We start from the raw sequence: 21,125 nt of genomic DNA on the forward strand, positions 1-21,125 counted from the left end.
TTCTTCTAAAAACTATCAACTATTGGTAGGAGTAAAAGGAGTGGTAGGATTAGTAGGAGTAGTAGTAGTAATTTGCACATACGGTAAGGCAATTACTACACACACTCCAGTTAGCATCAAACCAAGTGCCGTGGGTATAAGTGGAAACCACCCACCCTTTGTAAAAGCTAAAAAACACAGTCCATATAAAATGCCGATCGCTATAACCACAATTAACGCCCTACTAAGTGGCGATCGCCAATACTCAATCAATATCCCTACGAGGACTGCCCAAAGCCAAACCCAGATAATTTCTAGCGCCTGTGGCCACCACCACAACAAGGGGCGCTGATCTAACACAGCACTAATAATTTGACTTACCATGTGTGCCTGAATTAACACTCCCGGCATTTCTGTACCATAGGGAGTCATATGAAAATCCCTAAAACTAGGGGCAGTAGTACCGATTAAAATAATGCGATTATTAACGAGACTTGGTAGTTTAGCGTCTTGCGAACCATCAAGGATATCTGTCAGGCTTATTTGCTGGGCAATTGAGTTATCAGGTTCCAGTGTTCGGTAATTGAGGAGAATTTGGCTGCCTCGTTCTTCTGACCTCGGTAACTGATACCCACCAGTATCTGAAATTAACTTTGGGAAAATCACCTTGCCAATTTGTAAACTTTCATCTGAAGTTTGTTGGATCGGTGAGATATTTTCCGCTTCCAGATAACTAAGTGCAACCCGTAGGCTGAATGATTGATCTGTATTACACTGCGAGCTAGGTGGCATCCCAAAGAATTGGCGACGGATCGCCCCATCCGCATCTTCGGGGATGTTACTAAACCCAAGGCGTTCATATTGTTTTGGTGTAATTGCCGGAGGAGCTTTTATACCTCCAATGCTGCACGTAAGAATTAAGTTATCGTTTTTCTTGAGTTGTTCTTGTAAATATGAAAATTCGGAATTGATACTTAATTCATGAAAAGTATCTAAAGCAACGACTCGCGGTTGATGCTGATTTAATTTCTGTAAAAGTGTTTGAAGTGTTTTGTCGGATAACGACGCAATTCCCCTTTCCATTTTGTTCTGATCTTGATATTCCAGATCGTCATCGTTAATTGTGACTACCAGTAGGCGAGGATCTGGTTGTTCGGTAGGACGCGATCGCATCAAACGATCAAATGCTGTCAACTCCGATGGCTGCAATATTCCTAAAGGTCGTACCAACCCCATCAACAAACCAACTATTATTACACTAGCTAGGAATGCAGTTTGGAATTTCCTCATAGGTAGCAGAGGTATTTCCTTTCCGTTTGTCCTTGAGAGTTCTCCTGTACTTCCTGTGTCCCGCATAAATCGTAAAACTGTTATTAATGCGGTAGCAGCTCCTGCTAGTGCTGAAATTAAGGTGGTAAAATCCATCGGACACCTCCAGAAAGGTTTACCAACAGGCAATGAGAGGGAATTTTGGCTTCGATACCAACTTATTTACCAGAACTTGTATGTTTGTTTATTGCGAAAAATTTAGGCGTAGGCAAAGCCCACCGCAGGCATCGCTTTGGGTCTTAAAAAATAATTAAACGCGAAATCCCGATTTTTTCGTTGGTTTTTAACTTTCGTTGCGATCAAGAGTAATTTAGATGCGGCCGCCCTGGGTTCTAAGCTATCTCTAAAATATTATCCCTGTTCTGTCACTCTCCGAAAACTTTTGCCATTTCTGGATTCTAGAGCTTTTGTATAGCAAGCGATGTCTACGACGGGCTACGCCTACGCACAATTCTTTTCTAATAACAAATACAAGACCCATTTTTTCTAATAGTATAGCTTGCATTGATTGCCTCATCAGGCTTCTAGCGATCGCCCTCTCGGAGAGTGACAGAAGAGGGATAAGTAACTTAATAATTAAAAATTTTGCTTTTAAAGTTATTTACTGTAATAAATTATCCCTTAAAAAATTACTGAAGTTTGTAAATGTAGCGAGGGAAAGTCCATCCTAGATTAAAAAACTTATATTCAATAATGAATATAAGTTTTGCAAGCGTGTATAAATACTACTTTAGGATGAAAAATAAATACTAGATGCTTTATTCATTTGTCCTTAACTACGGAGTATAATCATCAATATTACCAATTCCAAAAGGTTTAATCTCTAACCAAAGTTATATCAGGTTTAGTCAAAAGTTAGAGTTTAGAGTTACCAATAATTTCATGTCACTCCTTCTACTTTCTGGAACTCAGCACAGAAGATGTAGTTGAGTAAAACGCTAGAGTATTTAATTACTCCTAAAATCAGCTATCTTCAACGACTGATAACAAAAACCCGTGTCCTGTATTCTTTACCTGTGCTAGCTTTTGATCCAACGAATATTGAATGACTGTTTTTGAAACCTGAATGCGGTGTAGAGGAGTAGAGCCACCAGAACCTTTCAGAGATCGTAATAATCTGGTCGCTGTCCTCTCAATGTAATAATCAGCAACTATCAATAACCTACAAAAAAAGGCTTTAGCTTTAGGTTTTGAACTCATTCCTCAGCCCGAAGCAAATACGGTTTCTTAGGAGAGGGATATCGATGCAGATGGTTCTTGATATACTCCATCCTCCCACACTGTATTCCACTCAAGTGAGAACCGCTATAGTTTTTATAGTTTTTTTAAAGAAGGTTATCTACATCTAACGATTCATAATTCTCTAACCATAGATAGAGAATTAGTGTCGATTGACTCAATTATAGTCGGAGAAAATTAAGGTAAATTTCAATACGCTCAAAGTTTTTTGAAAAGTTTTTCATTTTCACTACAAAAATAACTATAGCTATTCTATCTGAGAGTTTTGAGAATTAAGGAAACGCCTTGTGGTGTGTCGGCTTCCGTAAACGCATAGGTCTCGTAGAAAATAAAAAAAGAGAAGCTTTCACAAATGATTTAGGATTGCTATGTTTCAGAATTTATATTCAATTTGTGAAAAAAATATAGATTCAACTCCGAATCGTCAAGTAAATCTGAAGCTTTCTTTCTAGCGTTTCACAAAGCCGTCTCTCATTAATCATTGACGAGACTTGTTTAAAATGCCTATTTTTAGTTTTGTCATAACTCTTGAAAACAAGATTTTGCTTTGGATATATCGTTACAAATAGTTAGCCATGATATCTCCAAACAGCAATAAAAAGTATTTGGTTGAAATAACACCGAAAGGATAATAAACATGAGAAAATTCACTGTGAACACAACCCTGATGGGCAAAGTTACGGATATTGCACAGGAGCAAGGAAAATTTAGTATTAAATGCCGTAGTGGAGATGAGTTCGAGGTTGCAGTTGGTAGGGAAACACGATTTCAATTTCTACAAAATTTAGATGGTATAAACCGCGATCGCGTCCCGAATCCTGAAGATTTTCATCAGTCCTCACCAGCAGATTTAGTGAGAAAATACATCCAGTCGGATAGCTTAGTAGTTCTGCAAGGGGTGTATCAAGAAAATAATGGTAGCTGCCAATATGATGCCCGCATTGTTAACTTACTAAATTCATATAGAGGTCAAGACGAATTAGTTTTTGAGCAAACTCACTGGTGGCTGACCCAAATTGCCCGCCTAGCAGATAGTTGGTTAGGCTTTTTATTTCCAAATAAACAAACCTATGAAATCGATGATTTTGCTCTTTACCGAACTAACCTAAACATCATCGGTTTACCAACAGATGATGAGATTCAAGAATGTGCTACTCTTTCCAGGCTGATCTATGGTCTTTCCTCTGCTTACTTGCTAACTGGAGGTGAACGCTATCTTTCAGCGGCTCGTGCTGGAGTTCAATACCAACGTGAAACTTTTCGCAGTTTGACATCTGATGGCAAACATTGTTTTTGGGCTTTTGGCAAGCGCAAGACAAAGTACAGTTATCAGTTGTATATACGTTCTCTCAATGAGGATGATAGAGATACAATCCCGCTTTACGAACAAATTTACGCCTTAGCTGGATTAGCTCAGTACTATCGAATCACTTTAGATTGGGAAGTACTTGATGATATCAAGCGGACTGTTCGTGTCTTTAATGATTTCTTCATCGATCCAGAATCAGAGTACGGTAAACATGCTTACGGTGATTATTTCTCACACCTTGATTCTGTGACGTTAAATTGGGATAGTCCTGCTCTTGGTGATAACCAAGCCAAAAAAAATTGGAACTCGATTGGGGATCATATACCGGCTTATTTAATTAACGTAATTTTGGCATTAGAACCTTTGCCATTAACCGATCATGGTCATGAAGAAATCGGGAAATTTTTAGAAACCTGCAAAAAGATTCTCAAAACAGCCTCCACAATCATTGCTGATAGATTTCCCGATCCCGATCCCAACGTTCCATTTGTAAATGAGCGATTTTTGCGAGATTGGAAACCAGACCATAATTGGCGGTGGCAACAAGATCGTGCCGTTATCGGACACAATTTGAAGATAGCCTGGAACCTGACTCGTGTTGCTAACTATTATTACTCCTTAGCCGCCCAATCTGCTGCTGATAACGCGCAAGAAGCCCAAGAATCACAACGTTTAGCTGATAAATTGATGAAGCTAGCAGACAATTTAGGCATGAAGATGGCAGAGATTGGCGTAGATCTATTTAGGGGTGGAATCTTTGATACTTTAGAACGTAACCCTCAAAATGGAACGCCACTAGAGTTTCCTTGGTTCAACACTAAAGACTTCTGGCAACAAGAACAAGCCCTATTAGCCTACTTAATTCTTCATGGTTGCAGTCATGAAGATAATGACCAAAAACAAGAGTATTTGCGGTTAGCACGAGAAACTGCCGCATTTTGGAATCTATTCTTTCTCGACCAAGACAATAAAGGTATTTTCTTCCGAGTCAGTGAGAGTGGAGATGCAATTACTGTAGGGCAATATGCACAAAAAGGCGGACATGCAATTTCTGGATACCATGCCTTTGAGTTAAATTATTTGGCTCATATCTATATCAGTAGTTATGTGACAAAAGAACCCTTTTGTTTGTATTTCAAACCTGACAAACATTGTCGCCAGCGCTCTCTCAATGTTTTACCAGATTTTTTTAGACCTAATACTTTGGAAGTTAACAGAGTCAGCATTAATGGTAGCGATCGCACCACAATCGACCCTGATAATTTTCAAATTGAACTGGGAGAGAAAGAATTTGAACTTGGTTCAGAAGCAGAAATCATTGTGGAATTTACACCCAAGACTTAGGAGATAAGTTATGGTGACCCAAATGCTAGAAGGAAAGAAAGTCGCCATCCTTGTAGAAACAGAGTTCATTCCTGAGGAAATTGCAGCTTATCGGCAACACTTTCAGGAACTTGGGGCGACTGTGCATTTCATGTCTCGGCTTTGGGGAAATGAAACTGTACAATTTGTTAGTGATGTGGATGAAATTGGTAAATCTCTGCAATATCTAGATGTCAATATCGACTTTCAAAGCGTAGATGTGAATGAATATGCGGCCGTAATTATGGCAGCTAACTACACCAGTGTACGTCTGCGCTACTTTCAACCACCGCCAGGACAGCAGATTAGTCCAGAGCAAACTCGTACTGCACCAGCAGTTCAGTTTTTTGCTCAAGCAATGGCAAATCACAAGATTATCAAAGGTTTACTGTGTCATGGATTGTGGTTACTGACTCCAATGCCAGAACTACTCCGAGGACGAAGGGTAATCTGCCATGAAGTGGTGCTGGCGGATATTGCGAATGCTGGTGCTGTTTACGTACCGCCACCTGTAAATTCTCAACCAAATGATCCGGGAAATATTGTGGTTGATAGAGACTTAGTAACAGGACGAGCCGGACATGATGTGTATGCCTTTATTGATGCGATCGCTCACCAAATCGCATCTCAAGAACAACGTTGCTTAGAAACACAAAGGAGATGATCCGATGACCAAGATTCTGATTGTGCTATCAGAGTGGGGTTACTGGGGAGAAGAACTAGTGGGTCCCCTAGAAACCTTTGATGCAACTGGGTATCAAGTTGACTTCGCCACCCCAAATGGTAAAAGACCTGTAGCACTAGGGGTAAGCATGGACCCTACTTTTGTTGACCCACCATTAGGCAGACCAGTCACCACCCAAGATATGGCTGATAAGGTCAGACAACTAGATGACACCAACAATCCACGGTTAAACAACCCAAAAAATCTTAGAGAGTGGCTTCCAGAAAGACCTTACTGGAGTTCACCAAAATTTTTACGGGAAATGGAAGAATACTACAGAAGGCTAGATGAAGTCCAACAGAGAGATTTGCAAACATACGATGCCATTCTCATAGTCGGTGGTAGTGGTCCAATGGTTGATTTAGCTAACAACCAGAGAGTACACGATCTCATCCTGAGCTTTTACCAAATGGGTAAGCCAGTGGCCGCAGAGTGTTATGGCGTTGCATGTCTGGCATTTGCCCGTGACATTGGCGATCGCAAGAGCATTATTTGGGGTAAACACGTCACAGGCCATTGCCTGGAATATGACTACAAAGATGGTACGGGATTTAACGGTACTAACATCGACCCATGTCTGAACAATATTAACTTTGGCCCGCCATTCTATCCTCTAGAATACATACTCCGTGATGCTACAGGGCCAGACGGACAGTATCACGGCAATGTCGGCAGGCCAACATCAGTGATTGTTGACTATCCGTTTATTACGGGGCGCTCTACGCCAGACTCTTATCTAACTGGTCAGAAGTTGGTGGAAGTCCTAGAAAAGGGACTCAAGCGCTATGGCTGGTAAAGTCGGATTTTAAATATCTGGATGGTACTGCACGATAAACGCTGTATGCAATTGATGGTTGCAGAAGGTAGAATCCATGACAAACAAAACAGGCCGCTTTGCAATTCTCGAACAATTTTTGGCAGATGGCATCCATTATATGTTCGGTAATCCCGGCACATCGGAAGAAGGATTTTTGGATGCTATTCGGGAATATCCAGACCTGAAGTACATTTTGACATTGCAAGAATCCGTTGCGGTGATGGCAGCAGATGGTTATGCTAGGGCAACTAAAAAGCCTGCTTTGGTGCAAATTCATAGTACACCAGGTTTAGGAAATGCGATCGGCGCACTTTACCAAGCATACCGAGGTCACTCACCGCTTGTAGTGATTGGTGGTGATGCGGGCATCAAATATCAGGCAATGGATGCTCAAATGGCAGGAGACTTAGTAGCTTTTGCCAAGCCAGTTACCAAGTGGTCAACAATGGTGATGGAGCCATCTTCATTGCTGCGGGTTTTGCGACGGGCTATTAAGATTGCTGCCACTCCACCAATGGGGCCTGTGTATGTTTGTCTACCAGTAGATATTTTGGATGCTCCCGCAGTTGAGGAAGTCAGACCAACTTCTATACCATCCACCAAAGTTTTGCCAGATGAGGAGTTGCTCAAAACAGCAGCAACTATGTTGGCATCTGCTCACAAGCCAATGATTTTTGTGGGTGATGGAGTGGCTTATTCTAGCGCACAAGATGAATTGACCCGTGTTGCTGAACTTTTGGGCGCAGAAGTCTGGGAAGTTGATGCTGGCGAATTGAACATGAGCCACGCTCATCCTCTTTATCAAGGTATGACAGGGCATATGTTTGGCTATCAAAGCCGACCCATCACCTCTAGAGGCGATGTCAACTTAGTTTGTGGTACTTACCTTTTGCCAGAGGTTTTCCCGGAACTGGGTAATATCTTTGCACCGGGAGCCAAGGTCATCCATATTGATTTGAATGCTTATGAGATTGCTAAAAATCACTCAGTTGATTTGGGACTAGTTAGCGATCCAAAATTGACTCTTGCTCATCTGGCGAAAGTTTTGTCAGCAGTTATGACATCAGAGCAGAAAGAAACTGCTAAGACACGAACTGCTGATATTGCCCAAGCTAAAGAAGAGAACCATAAGCGTGAGTTGCAAGCTGATCGAGAAAATTGGGATGCTGTCCCGTTGCACTTTTCTCGCTTCGCGGCAGAGCTGGCAAATCAATTACCAGAGGATGTAATTATCTTCGATGAAGCTCTCACCTGTTCTCCTGATCTGACGCGTTATTTAATCCCCACCAAACCAGGGCATTATTTTCTTTCTCGTGGTGGTTCTTTAGGTGTGGGAATTCCGGGAACGATTGGAGCCAAACTGGCCAATCCTGACAAAACGGTAATTGGGTTTACTGGTGATGGCGCTGCTATGTACACAATTCAGGCACTTTGGTCAGCTGCTCGTCACAATATAGATGCCAAATTTGTCATCTGTAATAACCGCTCTTATAGGTTGTTACAAGTGAATATCCAAGCTTACTGGCAAGAGCGGGATATACCACAGCACGAATATCCTTTGAGTTTTGATTTATCTAAACCAGAGATCCGCTTTGACGAGATGGCTAATTCTATGGGTGTTCCAAGCATCAGGGTGGAAAAACCTCAAGAGATTGCCCCTGCTATCCAAAAAGCATTAGTCCACAAAGGGCCATTTCTCATTGATGTAGTTTTAGAGGCGGACGTTCACCCAGAAATGATAGGAATCAAGTGCGGTCAATAATATCTATCATGTCGGGTTGAAGACTGATTATCAGGGCTGACCCAGGGATGCAGAGAAATTTGCACTATAAGTGATTAGCCAGTATTTCAATTCAAAAACCCCAAAATTTGTTTATCTAGTTTGTCTTGTAAACAAGAATCGGTGCAATCAATAAAACTACTACATAAGGAGTACAAAGATGACACAGGTTGCAACACAGAGAACAATCCATCCAAATGTACAAATTGTAGAAAGAATGTATGAATGCTTTAATCGCGGCGATATGAACACTATCCGCAACGAGATATTTGCTCCTGATCTTGTCTGGCGTTTGCCTGGACACAATCCCCTTTCAGGTGTGAAGAATGGTGCAGATGAAGTAATAGCCTTTTTTGCAGAACTCAACAGAGGGGGTATCCAAGTGGATCTGATAAATATTGACGCTTGGGGCGAGGACACAGTGGTGGAAGTGCACCGGGGTCATGGAGAAAGGAACGGAGCGATTCTAGATGCTTTAAACTGCACCCATTACCATATCCGGGACGGCAAAATCGCAGATGTTCAAGTTTATATAAGCGATCAACATACAGTTGATCAATTCTTCTGGGCAACATACGCTCTCAAACCTATACCGGATCGTTTAGCCAGTTAACTCTGCTTGTGTCTTTTGACAGAAAGAGTGAGCAAGTTGTAACTGTTCTGGATGAAATTGATGTATGCGTCCAACTTAAACACTAGAAAGGAGAAATTCAAATGCCTATTATCCGCGTCACCGTCTTAGAAGGCTTCGCTAGCCTAGAGCAAAAAGGAGAAATAGTTCAACATTTAAGCGACGGTTTAGCCTCAGTACTAGGTGAAATTGTCCGTCCCTACACTTATGCCCTAGTTGATGAGGTGCAGTCAGGAGCTTGGGGCGTTCAAGGTGGAGTATTAATGACTGAGGAGATGATGAGATCTGGTATAGCCACCTCTGAAAGGCAGCGATCGCTTCGTCTGACTGAAGAACGTGTAAGACAAGCATACAATGTGTTGGGCAGTGGTGACAGACAGAGAATTCAAGAGTATTGGGCTGGGGATATGGCATGGTTAGTGCCAGGCAACAATCAAATATCTGGCTGGAAAAGAGGCTTGGATGAGTTCCTTGCTTTTATGGACAAGGTGGCATACCTTACCGACAACAGTTTCCAAATGTCCTGGGAGAGAGTTTTGATTACTGGAGAGTATTCCGCAGACATCAGGCATAATACTGGGCATCGAGCCGGAAACGAAAACAAACGCCTGGACATCGATGTTGTTCATGTCCTGCGTTGGCGCGACGGCAAAGTGGTTGAAGGCAGAGGTGCTATCTTTGGCGATGGCACCGCGCAATTCGATGAGTTTTGGAGCTAAATTAATTTTGCACTACTGTTGCGATCGCAACATCATTCACAGATGAAAACTTTAACTCCACTTACTGAGTCTGAAGTAAAACGATTAGTTGATGATTGGTACTTAAAACTGGATGTCCATGCTCCTAGTGAAGAATTTCTACCTATGCTGGCAACCGAAACCCTAGAGATGCAGTTGCCAGAAACTACACTGCATGGTCAAGATGAGTTTAAAACATGGTATGACCGGGTAATTCACACTTTCTTTGATGAAGTGCATAGGATGCAAGCATTAGATATTAAAACTACGTCAGAACGAGCAGACATTCAACTAATTGTGCGCTGGGAAGCTAGCCGCTGGCAAGCACCAGCATCGAAAAGTCAACGTTTGGCTTTTGATGCTGCACAAAGATGGGTTGTGAAGCGATCGCAACTTACCCAAAAGCCTGTGATTGAAACCTATATTGTTGACTCCCTTACCCCATTGGAGGGGTTCCCCAGTCTTTGATAATTTGCACTTTACCAACTATGAACACGAGAGAAGTCATCGACAAATACTACGAGTCCGCTAATGCAGGCGATTGGGATACCTGGTTAACCCTGTTTGATGACAATGTTGTTGTAGACGAACAGTTAGCAGGCCATATTGAGGGAATAGAAATTATGCGCGGTGCGATCGGTGGTATCGAGAGGGGCTATTCTAAATTCCAAAACAATCCACAGCACGTTGTCATTGATGGCAATGAGGCTTCCGTCGTCTCTCACATTTCAGCTGCCAACGCTACTGGTGTACCAATTGAGGCAAACGTCGCCAACTATTTCCGTCTTGAGAACGGCAAAATTGCTTACATGGCTAATTTTCATGATACCAGACCGTTTGACCCTTTTGTTAATCAAAGGTTGAACTAAAACCCTATCAATTTGAGAAGGGGCTATATGAGTGAATTTGATTTCATTGTTGTCGGGGCTGGTTCAGCAGGATCGGTTCTTGCCAATCGCCTCAGCGAAAATCCAGCAGTTAATGTGCTAGTTTTAGAAGCTGGCGGGGCTAATATTCCCCCAACTGTCGATAACCCCTCAATATGGCCTACGTTGCTTGGCTCAGAAATAGACTGGGACTATACCAGTGTTCCACAACCAAGTTTGGAGGGGCGTATCACCCATGAACCACGGGGCAAGATCCCAGGTGGTAGCAGTAATTTATACATTATGATGCATATCCGGGGGCATACATCCGATTATGATAATTGGGCCTACAATGGTTGTCCCGGTTGGGCTTATCAGGATGTTTTGCCCTACTTTCAAAAGTTAGAAAACCAAGAAGATGACTCTAGTCCGTGGGCTGGTAAAAGTGGGCCACTTAATGTCATCAATGCTAAACTACACAACCCGAATCCTACATCTGAAGTATTTATTAATGCTTGCTTGGAGTTAGGCTACCCCTACACACCAGATTTTAACGGTCCGAAGATGGAAGGGGTAGGCTGGCATCACATAAACATCAAGGACGGTAAGCGTCACAGTATGGCAGATGCCTATCTCAACCCGGTTTTGAAGCGATTTAATCTTACTCTCAGTACGGACTCGCAAGCTACGAGGTTGCTGTTCTCCGGTAAGCGATGTAACGGTGTGGAGTACGCACAGAATGGTGAAATTAAAACTGCCTATGCTAATTACGAGGTAATTATCTGCGCTGGTGCGCTGGAGTCTCCTAAGCTGTTGTTACTCTCTGGTATCGGCAATTCTAGTCACCTGCAAGAGTTTGGCATTCCTGTAGTAGCGGATGTGCCAGGTGTAGGCGAAAACTTTCACAATCATGTCCTAACTGGGGTAATTTATGAAACAACACAGCCAGTACCACCACCTAACTTGAATTTGTCAGAAAGTGCGTTATTTTGTCAGTCAGAACCAGGTTGGATTGGCCCAGATTTGCAACTTGGTTTTGTTCACGTCCCTTTTGACATCATTATTGGTCAAAACTATCCCAATGCTATTAGTATCTTGCCTGGTGTTGTCCGCCCCACATCGCGCGGCTGGATTAGGTTGGCAAGCAGTAACCCATTAGATAAACCGCTTGTTAACCCCAATTATCTCAGTACTCAAGCTGACCTTGAGCGGTTAATTCAAAGTGTGGAAATAGCCCGTAACATATTTGCTACAAAGGCTTTCTCTAGCTGGGTCAAACAAGAACTGATGCCAGGATCGGATGTGCAAACTTATGAGCAGCTACGAGCATTTGTCAAGCACAGGGCTGATTCTTATCATCATCAAGCTGGTTCTTGCAAAATGGGACTAGATAATATGGCAGTCGTAGATCCTCAGTTGCACGTTTATGGTGTGGAGGGACTTAGGGTAGCGGATGCCAGTGTGATGCCTGTAGTACCATCAGGAAACTGTCATACAGGTATTGTGATGATTGCGGAGAGAGTTTCTGACCTGATCAAGGATGAGCATCATTTACATGTTTGATATTGGTTAAGTCTTTGATATATGAGTCTAAATTCTATGGGGGAAGCGATAATGGGTTTGCTCAGATTTTCTCACATGGCAATCAACTGTAAAGACCCGATCGCCACAGAAAAGTTTTATGCTAAATATTTCGGCTTTGTGCGATCGCGTGTCGTACCAGTTGGCGACCAGCAAATAATTTTTATTAAATTAGGTGAAATGTATCTTGAGATTTTTCAGGCACAAGGAGAATCTCCTGTTTCACCATCTAATAGGGATGGTCCACAATACCCTACATGGCGTCATTTTGCTTTTCAAGTCGATGATATTGCAACTAAGCTGGCAGAGATGGGCAATGATGCAAAAATTACCTTGGGACCCCTTAATTTTGATGACTATATCCCTGGATGGCGTTCGGTTTGGATTGCTGACCCAGACGACAGAATTGTGGAAATTAGCCAAGGCTTTGTTGATCAAGATAATCCACCGCCCTTAGAGACAGATTTAACAGGTCAGAAAACTCAGCCTATACATGTTGCGTAACTTGCAAAAAGTGATGGTGACAAATCTGAAAACCATAACCTAATTACCTCAAGGATGCCATTATGGCTACAGTTACTGTTCAGTTTACCTATTTCACAGGTTTTAGAAGAGCAATTTTTAACAACCCCCGCTTAATTGGCAGTTGGGATGAAAACGGTCGCTATTCTCAACAATGGCGATCGCAGCAAATGCAGCAAATCATTGGTGAAGATAGCTGTCCTGGCTTTCAAACTACGGTTGAACTGGATGATTCCCAAATTGCTTGGCTATTTCGCTGGGGTGTGATGCTAGATAGTCCAGCAGGGAATAATTTGTGGGGAATTCCGACTGAGATTAACGATCGCAATTCTAGCAATCGCTATCGTAGTTTTACGTTACAATCGCCTAACAACAATCAGCCTCAGCAAGAAAGATATTATCTAGTTTATAGTCGTAGACTAGGCGCGCAACTATATCATCTTCCGGAACAATCTCAGCCTGCACTGCGGTTTGCTGTCTGGGCACCAAATGCTCGGAATGTAGAAGTTGTGTTTGGCAACCGCAGCAGTGGCTATATTGCCGACGATGTTTTTCGAGAAGATCCTGATTTTGGTATGGATCCCAACCTTGGGCCGTTTCCCATGTCCAGGACAGAGGAGGGTATTTGGCAAACAGATGTCACAGTATCATCAGAACTTGCTGATTTCTCCCGCTTTGACCATATTCCTTATATGTTTAGAATTGTCAATGAAGGGGGAAGGGTAGTTTATCGCACTGATTTATATTCTCGCTGTCAAATTGGTAAAGGTAACATCAATCCTGACGGTAAACCTTTTTCTAATAGATATAGCGATACACAGGACAGACCTTTTTCAGGAAATTATCAAGATTTGGATGGGACTAAAAGCTGTTCTGTAGTCATAAATCCGGATACAGTAACTAGACATTTTCAAGAACCAGTCTGGCCAGAACTAGAATTTATTCCAGAGGAGGAGTTCTGGAGTAATGAGTTTTCACTGGAACGCCCTGTTCCCCAGCGGGTTGAGGATCTAGTAATTTACGAACTCCACGTAGGGGCTTTAGGATATGGTCAAAATAGACCAGGAAACTTTGAGGATGCAATAAATTTACTACCCTACTTAGTAGAATTGGGGGTTAATGCTGTTGAACTCTTACCGATGTCAGAATTTAGAGACGAAGTAAATTGGGGATATGAGACATCTCACTATTTTGCTCTAGAATACAGTGCTGGTGGAAGGGACCAACTGAAGCATTTCGTCAGGGAGTGCCATCGTTATGGAATTGCGGTGATTTTAGATGTGGTGTACAACCACTTCAATCCTAGTGGAGAACGGGCTGAATGGGCATACGACTCGGATATTCCCGAACACAATATCTATTACTGGTATGAGGGTAACTCTAGCAATTATTTTTACCCAGACGGCAGAGGTTTCCCAGAAGGCGGCTATCTTGATAACTTGTCTACAGGTTTTGCACCTCGGTTTTATGAAGAGATGGTGCGGAAAATGTTCATCAGTAGTGCAGTAACTTTAATGGAGGAATTTCATGTAGATGGGTTCCGGGTTGATCAGACAACTTCGATGCATTCTTACAACCAATTGCACGCTGATGGTAGACCTGTAAGTAATGCCAATATTTTTGGTGCTAAATTCCTCAGAGAATGGACAAGGACAATGAAGTTAATCCAATCGAATGCTCTTCTCATAGCAGAGGATCATTCTGATTGGGAGCCAGTTACTGAATCACCTGATGTTGGCGGGTTGGGCTTTGATGCAGCTTGGTATGCCAACTTCTATCACCATTTAATTGGTGATGCTAGACAAGGAACGGAATATGCCAAATTAATTCCTACTGCTGGATACGGTACAAATGAACCCCTAGCGATGGATTACTTTGCTGGAGCATTGGGATGGTCTGGTCATAACAAGGTTGTTTATCATGAATCTCATGATGAAGCAGGTAATGCTTATTTTGAAGAAGGAGGCCATAGAGTTGAGTCTAGGCGCACGATTGTAGCGGCTGTCAACTCCGCGCCCTTGATTGGGGAAACCCGAAGGTATGCCGAAGCACGTTGCCGCTTTGCTGTTGGTGTGTCTATTTTGTCGGCTGGTACGCCAATGTTTTTGATGGGTGAGGAAATTGGCGCACAAAAACCTTACAGATACAGCGATTTTATAGATAATCGAGAGGATTTGATAGGCGATCGCCAAACTAATGGTCAGAGATTGTTCCGATTTTACCAAGACCTGATTCAGTTGCGGCACAACTATTCAGGACTGCGATCGCACTTGATTGATATTCTCTATGTCCACAATGCCAACCGAGTTATTGCTTTCAAACGTTGGGATGTAAGTGGAGAATTTTTGATTGTAGCCAGTTTGAATAATCACCCATTCCGTTCAGGATACACTATAAACAATTCCCGAATCGGAGATGGTCAGTGGCGCGAGATATTTAATAGTGATGCTTCACTTTACGGAGGAGATAGTATAGGCAACTATGGGATTAATATATCTGCAACTAACGGATATATTAATCCCATAGTTCCAGCAAACGGATTTGTTGTGTTTCAAGGTTAAAAGATGGTCAATCACTACATCATTGTAATCGACCATGAGGCGATCGTAGAAGAAAACACAATACATCTCAATGTGTGAAGCAGTTATAGGAATAAATTCCAGAGACTTCAACTGATTGATTGAAGAAGGCAGTCCCAATGAAAAAAATTTCACCGCCATGCATGAAAATGTGGTAGCTTCCACTTAAGGTTGATAGAAACAAGGTTGTCCTTCAGTAGAGCATATTTAGCCTGCAAGGCAGTCGAACCCGGATACTCAGAGGCATCGCCAATTGTCGCTACTGAGCTATATACAGTGTCGGTAAGCACGCAAGTCAGAATCGACCGGAAGAAGTATCCACGTATTAGCCCCCTATCAATTTGATACATTTTTGTGTAGTAAGGTTTTATGCAGGTAGTCTATAAGCATAGTGCAGGGTTGGACGTACACTTAATTTCCTAACTTTCTTAACTTTCTTAACTTTCTTAATTTTCTCAAGTACATTAATTCTTAACTGTCTTAACTGATCTTGAAAATATATTTAATTACTGATATATCTGTAGTTGAAAAAACAATTTTTTTTAAGGAAAACTCTATGCCTACAAACACAGTCAAAACGGTGGATGTTGGAGCGTTACCATTTTTTGCGCGTTTCTTGGAAGAGCAAGCTACTGAAGGTGAAGGAACAGATGTTCCTTGGACTTACAAGTTTCCTTCAGATTTGGAAGATAAATAATTTATTTAGTCTTCTACATCTGAAAGTACGTTTCTAATCGGAAAGATACCTTGTAATTGGCTTCATCATATTTAAGCGAGTAGCAGTTCTCAAATAACTAAAAACTACTCATAGAAACGCGATGGCGCAGAGCGATCGCCTACGGCGGGCGCTTTCATATTACCTTTTCCATAACATGGAGGTAATTGCTTTTTCTAGTCCCCTAAATTCTTCAAAGATTTTTGGGTATCGAAAGCAATTTTTCGCTATTTCTTAATAGCTACCTCCTAAAATTATCAAAAAAATGTATGCACCTGTCTCGTGATGTTGTTTTATTAATCACCCACAGTGGTGATTTTTTCACAATAGATAGAGTGGCAGAAGCCTTATCAAAAAAAGGGGTGCAACCATTTCGTCTAGATACTGATAAGTTTCCTCTAGAAGTGCAATTAACAGCACATTTTGATAAGTCTAAAAGCTACCACACTATAGAATGTAACAACCACTCTATCAGCACAGAGCAGGTGCAAGCTGTATGGATGCGCCGTATTTGGGAACCACAACTGAGTCAAGAATTAGCGCCAAAGTTCCGAGAAGCTTGCATTAGAGAATCACTTGCAACTTTAGATGGTTTTTGGGACAGCCTCAAGGGAGCTACGTGGGTAGATAATTTAGAGCGGATAGATTATGCAAGTAACAAGCTGCGTCAACTGCGGATTGCGTCTGAAGTAGGTTTTGTTATTCCCCGAACTCTTGTCACCAACAAAGCCCAAGCAGCACGAGAGTTTTTTCAGCAAGTCAACGGCAAAATGGTGAGCAAGCTCTTAACTGCTCTTTCCCGCAGTATGGAAGCTAACTCCTCATTCTTTCTGTACACCAGCATCGTCAAGGAAGAAGACTTACAAGATGCCGAATCACTGCGCTATTGCCCAATGGTTTTTCAAGAGCAAATTCCAAAGCAACAGGAATTACGGGTGGTGTATGTGAATGGTAATGTATTTGTGGGGGCGCTAAATGCAGATGTGTATGCAGCAGCCAAAGTTGATTGGCGTAAACCTGGTGTTGAGGTTGGCGCATGGCAACATCACCAGCTTCCTGATGAAGTAGTTAGCCGTCTCAAAGCCTTTATGGGGAAATTTGGGCTGTTGTTTGGAGCGTTAGATTTCATCGTCACACCATCAGGCGAATACGTCTTTTTGGAAATCAACCCCGTAGGAGAGTGGGGAATGCTGGAGAAAGATTTGGACTTGCCTATTGCAAATGCGATCGCAGACGCCCTACTTCAAAGAATGAATAATCAAAAATTTAATATTTGATATTAGCCTGCGGCAAGCCACCCAAAAGGTATCTACATACTTCACACCTCATACTTTCTATGACCGTATTAATAGTCACGTTTAGTAAAGACAACGAAAGTATTCCTCTAGTCATCAAAGAAATTGAAGCTAGAGGAGAAAAAGCATTTCGGTTTGACACAGACAGATATCCCACTGAAGTCAAGCTAGATATTTACTGCGGCGATACTGAACGGGTAATTATTACTGATGGCGAACAAAAGCTAGATTTGAGTGAAGTCTCCTCAATTTGGTATCGGCGGATGCGCTACGGAGAAAAAATTCCCGACTCAATGGACAAGCAATACAGAGATGCGTCAATTAACGAATGTCGCGCCACAGTCAGGGGTATGATTGCCAGCCTTCAGGGATTCCACTTCGATCAAATGTCCAATGTGGATCGGGCTAATAATAAGCAACTACAATTGCAAGTTGCACGAGAAGTTGGTCTTGTAACTCCACGTACCCTGACTTCAAACAATCCAGAAGCAGTCAAGCAATTTGCTCAAGAGTGTAAGCAAGGTATAGTTACCAAGATGCTTTCTTCCTTTGCTATTTATGATGATCGGGGGCGAGAAAACGTTGTGTTTACCACTCCAGTTACAAATGACGATCTGGAAAATATGGAAGGACTGCGTTTTTGTCCGATGACGTTTCAAGAAAATGTGCCCAAGGCGCTGGAGTTGCGGACAACTATTGTCGGACACCGCGTATTTACTGCCGCAGTAGATTCCCAAAGCTTGTCAGGATCTACTTACGACTGGCGCAAAGAGGGGAGAGCCTTAGTTAAAAATTGGCAACCCTACGACTTGCCAGAAGATATTGAGAAAAAACTGCTCAAACTGATGGCTTATTTTGGCTTAAACTATGGAGCAATTGATATTATTGTCACGCCCGATGGTCGGCATGTATTCCTCGAAGTTAACCCAGTCGGGGAATTTTTTTGGCTGGAGATATATCCACCACACTACCCCATTTCGCAGGCGATCGCAGAAGTATTACTAACTAATAAAAATTAGGGGATTTAGCTAGTATATTTTTATTGTCTTCTATTTTGAAAGGTGTTAGTGAGATTTCACTATGAAGTTTATTAATATTAAATTCCTTATTTAAAATTACGAAATTATTGATATTTGGAGATTAAAGCCTTGTGATAAACATAGTAAATACACAAACAGTTTTGACATTTGATGGGGTAAAGGATTATATAGATTTTGGCAGAAACGATATTGGCGGCGTTTTCGCTCAAGGAAGTTCAGCATTTACGGTTTCAGGATGGGTAAATCCACATGAACTAACAAATAAAGCCACTAGTTACGGGACGCGCAATGTATTTTTTGCCCGTTCTTCAGAGAGATACAGCGATAACTTTGAATTCGGCATCAGTGAAACAGGAAGCCTAGATGTCTACATTGATGAAAGTGTTAGCAAGAGTATCAAAACATTCGGGCAAGGAGAACTAACTATAGGACAATGGCACTTTTTTGCTATTGTTTTTAATAGTGGTCAGCTAGGTGTATACCTTGACGATCGCGAATACAACGATTCTCTTAGAGGTTCATCTTTAAACAAAGCCACAAGTTCTACAACTCTGGGAGCAACGTTACACAAACAAGTCTATTTCAAAGGACAATTAGCAAACATTAGCGTTTGGAATTATCCCTGTACTCAAGCACAAATCCAGACTCATCGTTGTGGGCTAATAGCCGGAGACGAATCAGGATTAGTGGCTTACTGGAAATTAGACGAAGGGCAAGGTACAACTGTCAAAAACCAAACTGGAAAGTCCTATCAAGGAAATTTTCGTGGTAATCCTATTTGGACTTTAGCAGAAATTCCATTTGCAACACAATCATCAAATCCAGTTCCATTTGCAGCAGAATCATCTAATCAAGAAGATATTCAAGAAGAGATCCAAACTGAGACACCAGTTATTCCTGAAGAAAATATCTCACCACTAACCACAAATTTATTAGCAGCAACGGTATCGTTAGTAAGCAACGACGAAAACCAACCAAAGGAAATTCAACAGACAGAAACAAACAGCGAAGAATCCGAGATTATTCCAACTGCGATCGCTCTCGAACCACATGACGAGGAAACCAAAACAGACCAAACTGAAGATCCCGTCAATATCCAACAAGCACAAATATTAACTCAGGAGGAATCGCCAGAAACCATGAATACAACAGCCCGTCCCAAATATAAAATACTTTCCATTGATGGAGGCGGTATTCGGGGCATTATTCCTGCATTGCTCCTAGCAGAAATTGAACGGCGGACACAAAAACCTATATTCAGTTTGTTTGATTTAATTACTGGCACTTCCAGTGGCGGAATTTTAGCACTTGGACTAACTAAACCCCGATTAAGTTCCGATGTATCTGATAACTTGCCAGTAGCTGAATACACTGCTGAGGATCTCCTACAGCTATTTCTTGAGTATGGGGTAGAAATATTTTATGAGCCGTTGTTTGAAAGATTACTTGGCCCGTTAGAAGATATATTTCTCCAGCCAAAATATCCTTCCGAAAGCAAAGAAGAAATTTTCAGAAAATATTTTGGTAACGCTCCTCTAGAAAATAATCTCAAAGAAGTTTTTGTAACGAGTTACGATATCGAGCAGCGAATTCCGATATTTTTTACAAACAAACTAGAAAAACAGCAAATAGAATCTAAGAATTTTCAGAAGTTATGTGGCGGTTTTTCGCTCCTAGATGCAGCATTGGCAACTAGTGCTACTCCGACTTATTTTGCTCCTCATCGGATTGTAAACCCCCATGATAGCGGCATCGCCTATACTTTAATCGATGGTGGAGTATTTGCTAATAATCCAGCCCATTTAGCTATTTTAGAAGCACAAATTAGTAGTAAACGAAAAGCACAAAAAGTCCTGAATACAGAAGATATTTTAGTAGTTTCTTTAGGTACAGGTTCGCTGACGAGTGTTTACCCTTATAAAGAAGTCAAAAATTGGGGACTCTTACAATGGGGAAGACCGCTTTTAAATATTATGTTTGACGGTAGTAGTGAAGTGGTAGCTGGAGAATTAGAACAGTTGTTTGAGCCTACTGATAAAGAAGCTAAAAGTTTTTATTATCGCTTTCAAACATTGTTAGATAGTGAACTAGAAGAAATAGATAATACCAAACTCCAAAATACTCGTCAGCTACAAGCTATAGCCCATCGATTAATATCTAACAAAAGTCAACAAATCGATGAACTGTGTAGTCTTTTGTTGGGCTAAATCAGATTTCTTACATCTTGCACCAACTAACTGGTACAAGATGTAAGATTTTTAATTTCTTCACAAAAGAAATTAGTAATGACTCTCTTAGTCATGTTTTCACTTTATAAGGATTGTAGGTAAGTACAATGGATGAACTCGTCAAAAAAATTTCTGGTTTAGGCCTTCCTGGCATACTTTTCGTGATCGCAACGGGTGCATCAGGGGGTAATGTCGCTGCCGTTGTCGCTATGCTTTCAGCGCTGGGCGGGCCTTTAGGCCTCTTAGGAGGTTTAGGCTTGCTTGGGCTGGTAGCCATTCTAGGGGAATATATAGCGGGATTTGGAATTGAAAACGTTCTCAAGCTCATCTATACAGAACGTAGCAAAACTGAATCTGTCAGATTTCTTCTCAAAGAAATTCAAGAATTGCCC

The 21,125-nt window shown here is 41.7% G+C and carries 17 protein-coding genes; 16 read left to right on the forward strand and 1 reads right to left on the reverse strand.

Annotated features, from left to right (window positions below):
* Nucleotides 1–15 precede the first annotated feature (15 nt).
* Complete coding sequence (locus tag RM347_RS21415; RefSeq protein WP_322718341.1) at nt 16–1,404, reverse strand: CHASE2 domain-containing protein; 1,389 nt, start codon at nt 1,402–1,404, stop codon at nt 16–18.
* 1,780 nt (nt 1,405–3,184) lie between these two features.
* On the opposite strand from RM347_RS21415, the gene RM347_RS21420 reads away from it, so the two are divergent.
* From RM347_RS21420 to RM347_RS21495, 16 genes are all read left to right on the forward strand, one after another.
* A complete protein-coding gene (locus tag RM347_RS21420) occupies nt 3,185–5,200 on the forward strand; it encodes an AGE family epimerase/isomerase (RefSeq protein ID WP_322718340.1) in 2,016 nt (671 codons plus the stop codon).
* Between the two features lie 10 nt (nt 5,201–5,210).
* On the forward strand, nt 5,211–5,882 hold the full coding sequence (locus RM347_RS21425; RefSeq protein ID WP_322718339.1) for a DJ-1/PfpI family protein: 672 nt from the start codon (nt 5,211–5,213) through the stop codon (nt 5,880–5,882).
* 4 nt (nt 5,883–5,886) lie between these two features.
* A complete protein-coding gene (locus RM347_RS21430) occupies nt 5,887–6,738 on the forward strand; it encodes a type 1 glutamine amidotransferase domain-containing protein (RefSeq protein ID WP_322718338.1) in 852 nt (283 codons plus the stop codon).
* A gap of 76 nt (nt 6,739–6,814) precedes the next feature.
* Nucleotides 6,815–8,521: a thiamine pyrophosphate-binding protein gene (locus RM347_RS21435; RefSeq protein WP_322718337.1), complete on the forward strand. Its 1,707-nt coding sequence runs from the start codon at nt 6,815–6,817 to the stop codon at nt 8,519–8,521.
* Between the two features lie 178 nt (nt 8,522–8,699).
* Nucleotides 8,700–9,152: a nuclear transport factor 2 family protein gene (locus RM347_RS21440; protein ID WP_322718336.1), complete on the forward strand. Its 453-nt coding sequence runs from the start codon at nt 8,700–8,702 to the stop codon at nt 9,150–9,152.
* 101 nt (nt 9,153–9,253) lie between these two features.
* Nucleotides 9,254–9,889 carry a nuclear transport factor 2 family protein gene (locus RM347_RS21445; protein ID WP_322718335.1) on the forward strand — a complete coding sequence of 212 codons (636 nt, stop codon included), beginning with the start codon at nt 9,254–9,256 and terminating at the stop codon, nt 9,887–9,889.
* A gap of 42 nt (nt 9,890–9,931) precedes the next feature.
* The gene (locus tag RM347_RS21450; protein WP_322718334.1) at nt 9,932–10,375 is read left to right on the forward strand and encodes a hypothetical protein; all 444 of its coding nucleotides are present in this window, start codon (nt 9,932–9,934) and stop codon (nt 10,373–10,375) included.
* A 20-nt stretch (nt 10,376–10,395) separates the two neighbouring features.
* Nucleotides 10,396–10,776 carry a nuclear transport factor 2 family protein gene (locus tag RM347_RS21455; RefSeq protein ID WP_322718333.1) on the forward strand — a complete coding sequence of 127 codons (381 nt, stop codon included), beginning with the start codon at nt 10,396–10,398 and terminating at the stop codon, nt 10,774–10,776.
* Nucleotides 10,777–10,803: 27 nt separating this feature from the next.
* On the forward strand, nt 10,804–12,336 hold the full coding sequence (locus RM347_RS21460; protein WP_322718332.1) for a GMC family oxidoreductase: 1,533 nt from the start codon (nt 10,804–10,806) through the stop codon (nt 12,334–12,336).
* Nucleotides 12,337–12,357: 21 nt separating this feature from the next.
* On the forward strand, nt 12,358–12,858 hold the full coding sequence (locus RM347_RS21465) for a VOC family protein (protein ID WP_322718331.1): 501 nt from the start codon (nt 12,358–12,360) through the stop codon (nt 12,856–12,858).
* 62 nt (nt 12,859–12,920) lie between these two features.
* On the forward strand, nt 12,921–15,437 hold the full coding sequence (locus tag RM347_RS21470) for an alpha-amylase family glycosyl hydrolase (protein WP_322718330.1): 2,517 nt from the start codon (nt 12,921–12,923) through the stop codon (nt 15,435–15,437).
* A 574-nt stretch (nt 15,438–16,011) separates the two neighbouring features.
* Nucleotides 16,012–16,152, forward strand: coding sequence for a microviridin/marinostatin family tricyclic proteinase inhibitor (locus tag RM347_RS21475; protein ID WP_322718329.1), 141 nt, complete (start codon nt 16,012–16,014; stop codon nt 16,150–16,152).
* Nucleotides 16,153–16,439: 287 nt separating this feature from the next.
* A complete protein-coding gene (locus RM347_RS21480; RefSeq protein WP_322718328.1) occupies nt 16,440–17,447 on the forward strand; it encodes an MvdC family ATP-grasp ribosomal peptide maturase in 1,008 nt (335 codons plus the stop codon).
* A gap of 59 nt (nt 17,448–17,506) precedes the next feature.
* Nucleotides 17,507–18,484 (forward strand): MvdD family ATP-grasp ribosomal peptide maturase, encoded by a 978-nt coding sequence (locus tag RM347_RS21485; RefSeq protein WP_322718327.1) that lies wholly within the window; start codon nt 17,507–17,509, stop codon nt 18,482–18,484.
* 131 nt (nt 18,485–18,615) lie between these two features.
* A complete protein-coding gene (locus tag RM347_RS21490; RefSeq protein ID WP_322718326.1) occupies nt 18,616–20,712 on the forward strand; it encodes a patatin-like phospholipase family protein in 2,097 nt (698 codons plus the stop codon).
* Between the two features lie 128 nt (nt 20,713–20,840).
* Nucleotides 20,841–21,125 (forward strand): hypothetical protein (locus RM347_RS21495; protein ID WP_428850593.1); only part of this gene is annotated, 285 nt, incomplete at its 3' end.

The organism is Nostoc sp. ChiQUE02 (assembly GCF_034531305.2).
Taxonomy (GTDB): Bacteria; Cyanobacteriota; Cyanobacteriia; order Cyanobacteriales; family Nostocaceae; genus Nostoc.

Excerpts from the sequence above, each read along its gene's own strand:
- RM347_RS21460 (WP_322718332.1), top strand. The coding sequence starts at position 10,804 with ATGAGTGAATTTGATTTCATTGTTGTCGGGGCTGGTTCAGCAGGATCG.
- RM347_RS21455 (WP_322718333.1), top strand. The coding sequence starts at position 10,396 with ATGAACACGAGAGAAGTCATCGACAAATACTACGAGTCCGCTAATGCA.
- RM347_RS21485 (WP_322718327.1), top strand. The coding sequence starts at position 17,507 with ATGACCGTATTAATAGTCACGTTTAGTAAAGACAACGAAAGTATTCCT.
- RM347_RS21480 (WP_322718328.1), top strand. The coding sequence starts at position 16,440 with ATGCACCTGTCTCGTGATGTTGTTTTATTAATCACCCACAGTGGTGAT.
- RM347_RS21415 (WP_322718341.1), bottom strand. The coding sequence starts at position 1,404 with ATGGATTTTACCACCTTAATTTCAGCACTAGCAGGAGCTGCTACCGCA.
- RM347_RS21430 (WP_322718338.1), top strand. The coding sequence starts at position 5,887 with ATGACCAAGATTCTGATTGTGCTATCAGAGTGGGGTTACTGGGGAGAA.
- RM347_RS21475 (WP_322718329.1), top strand. The coding sequence starts at position 16,012 with ATGCCTACAAACACAGTCAAAACGGTGGATGTTGGAGCGTTACCATTT.
- RM347_RS21450 (WP_322718334.1), top strand. The coding sequence starts at position 9,932 with ATGAAAACTTTAACTCCACTTACTGAGTCTGAAGTAAAACGATTAGTT.
- RM347_RS21420 (WP_322718340.1), top strand. The coding sequence starts at position 3,185 with ATGAGAAAATTCACTGTGAACACAACCCTGATGGGCAAAGTTACGGAT.
- RM347_RS21470 (WP_322718330.1), top strand. The coding sequence starts at position 12,921 with ATGGCTACAGTTACTGTTCAGTTTACCTATTTCACAGGTTTTAGAAGA.
- RM347_RS21445 (WP_322718335.1), top strand. The coding sequence starts at position 9,254 with ATGCCTATTATCCGCGTCACCGTCTTAGAAGGCTTCGCTAGCCTAGAG.
- RM347_RS21435 (WP_322718337.1), top strand. The coding sequence starts at position 6,815 with ATGACAAACAAAACAGGCCGCTTTGCAATTCTCGAACAATTTTTGGCA.
- RM347_RS21440 (WP_322718336.1), top strand. The coding sequence starts at position 8,700 with ATGACACAGGTTGCAACACAGAGAACAATCCATCCAAATGTACAAATT.
- RM347_RS21465 (WP_322718331.1), top strand. The coding sequence starts at position 12,358 with ATGAGTCTAAATTCTATGGGGGAAGCGATAATGGGTTTGCTCAGATTT.
- RM347_RS21425 (WP_322718339.1), top strand. The coding sequence starts at position 5,211 with ATGGTGACCCAAATGCTAGAAGGAAAGAAAGTCGCCATCCTTGTAGAA.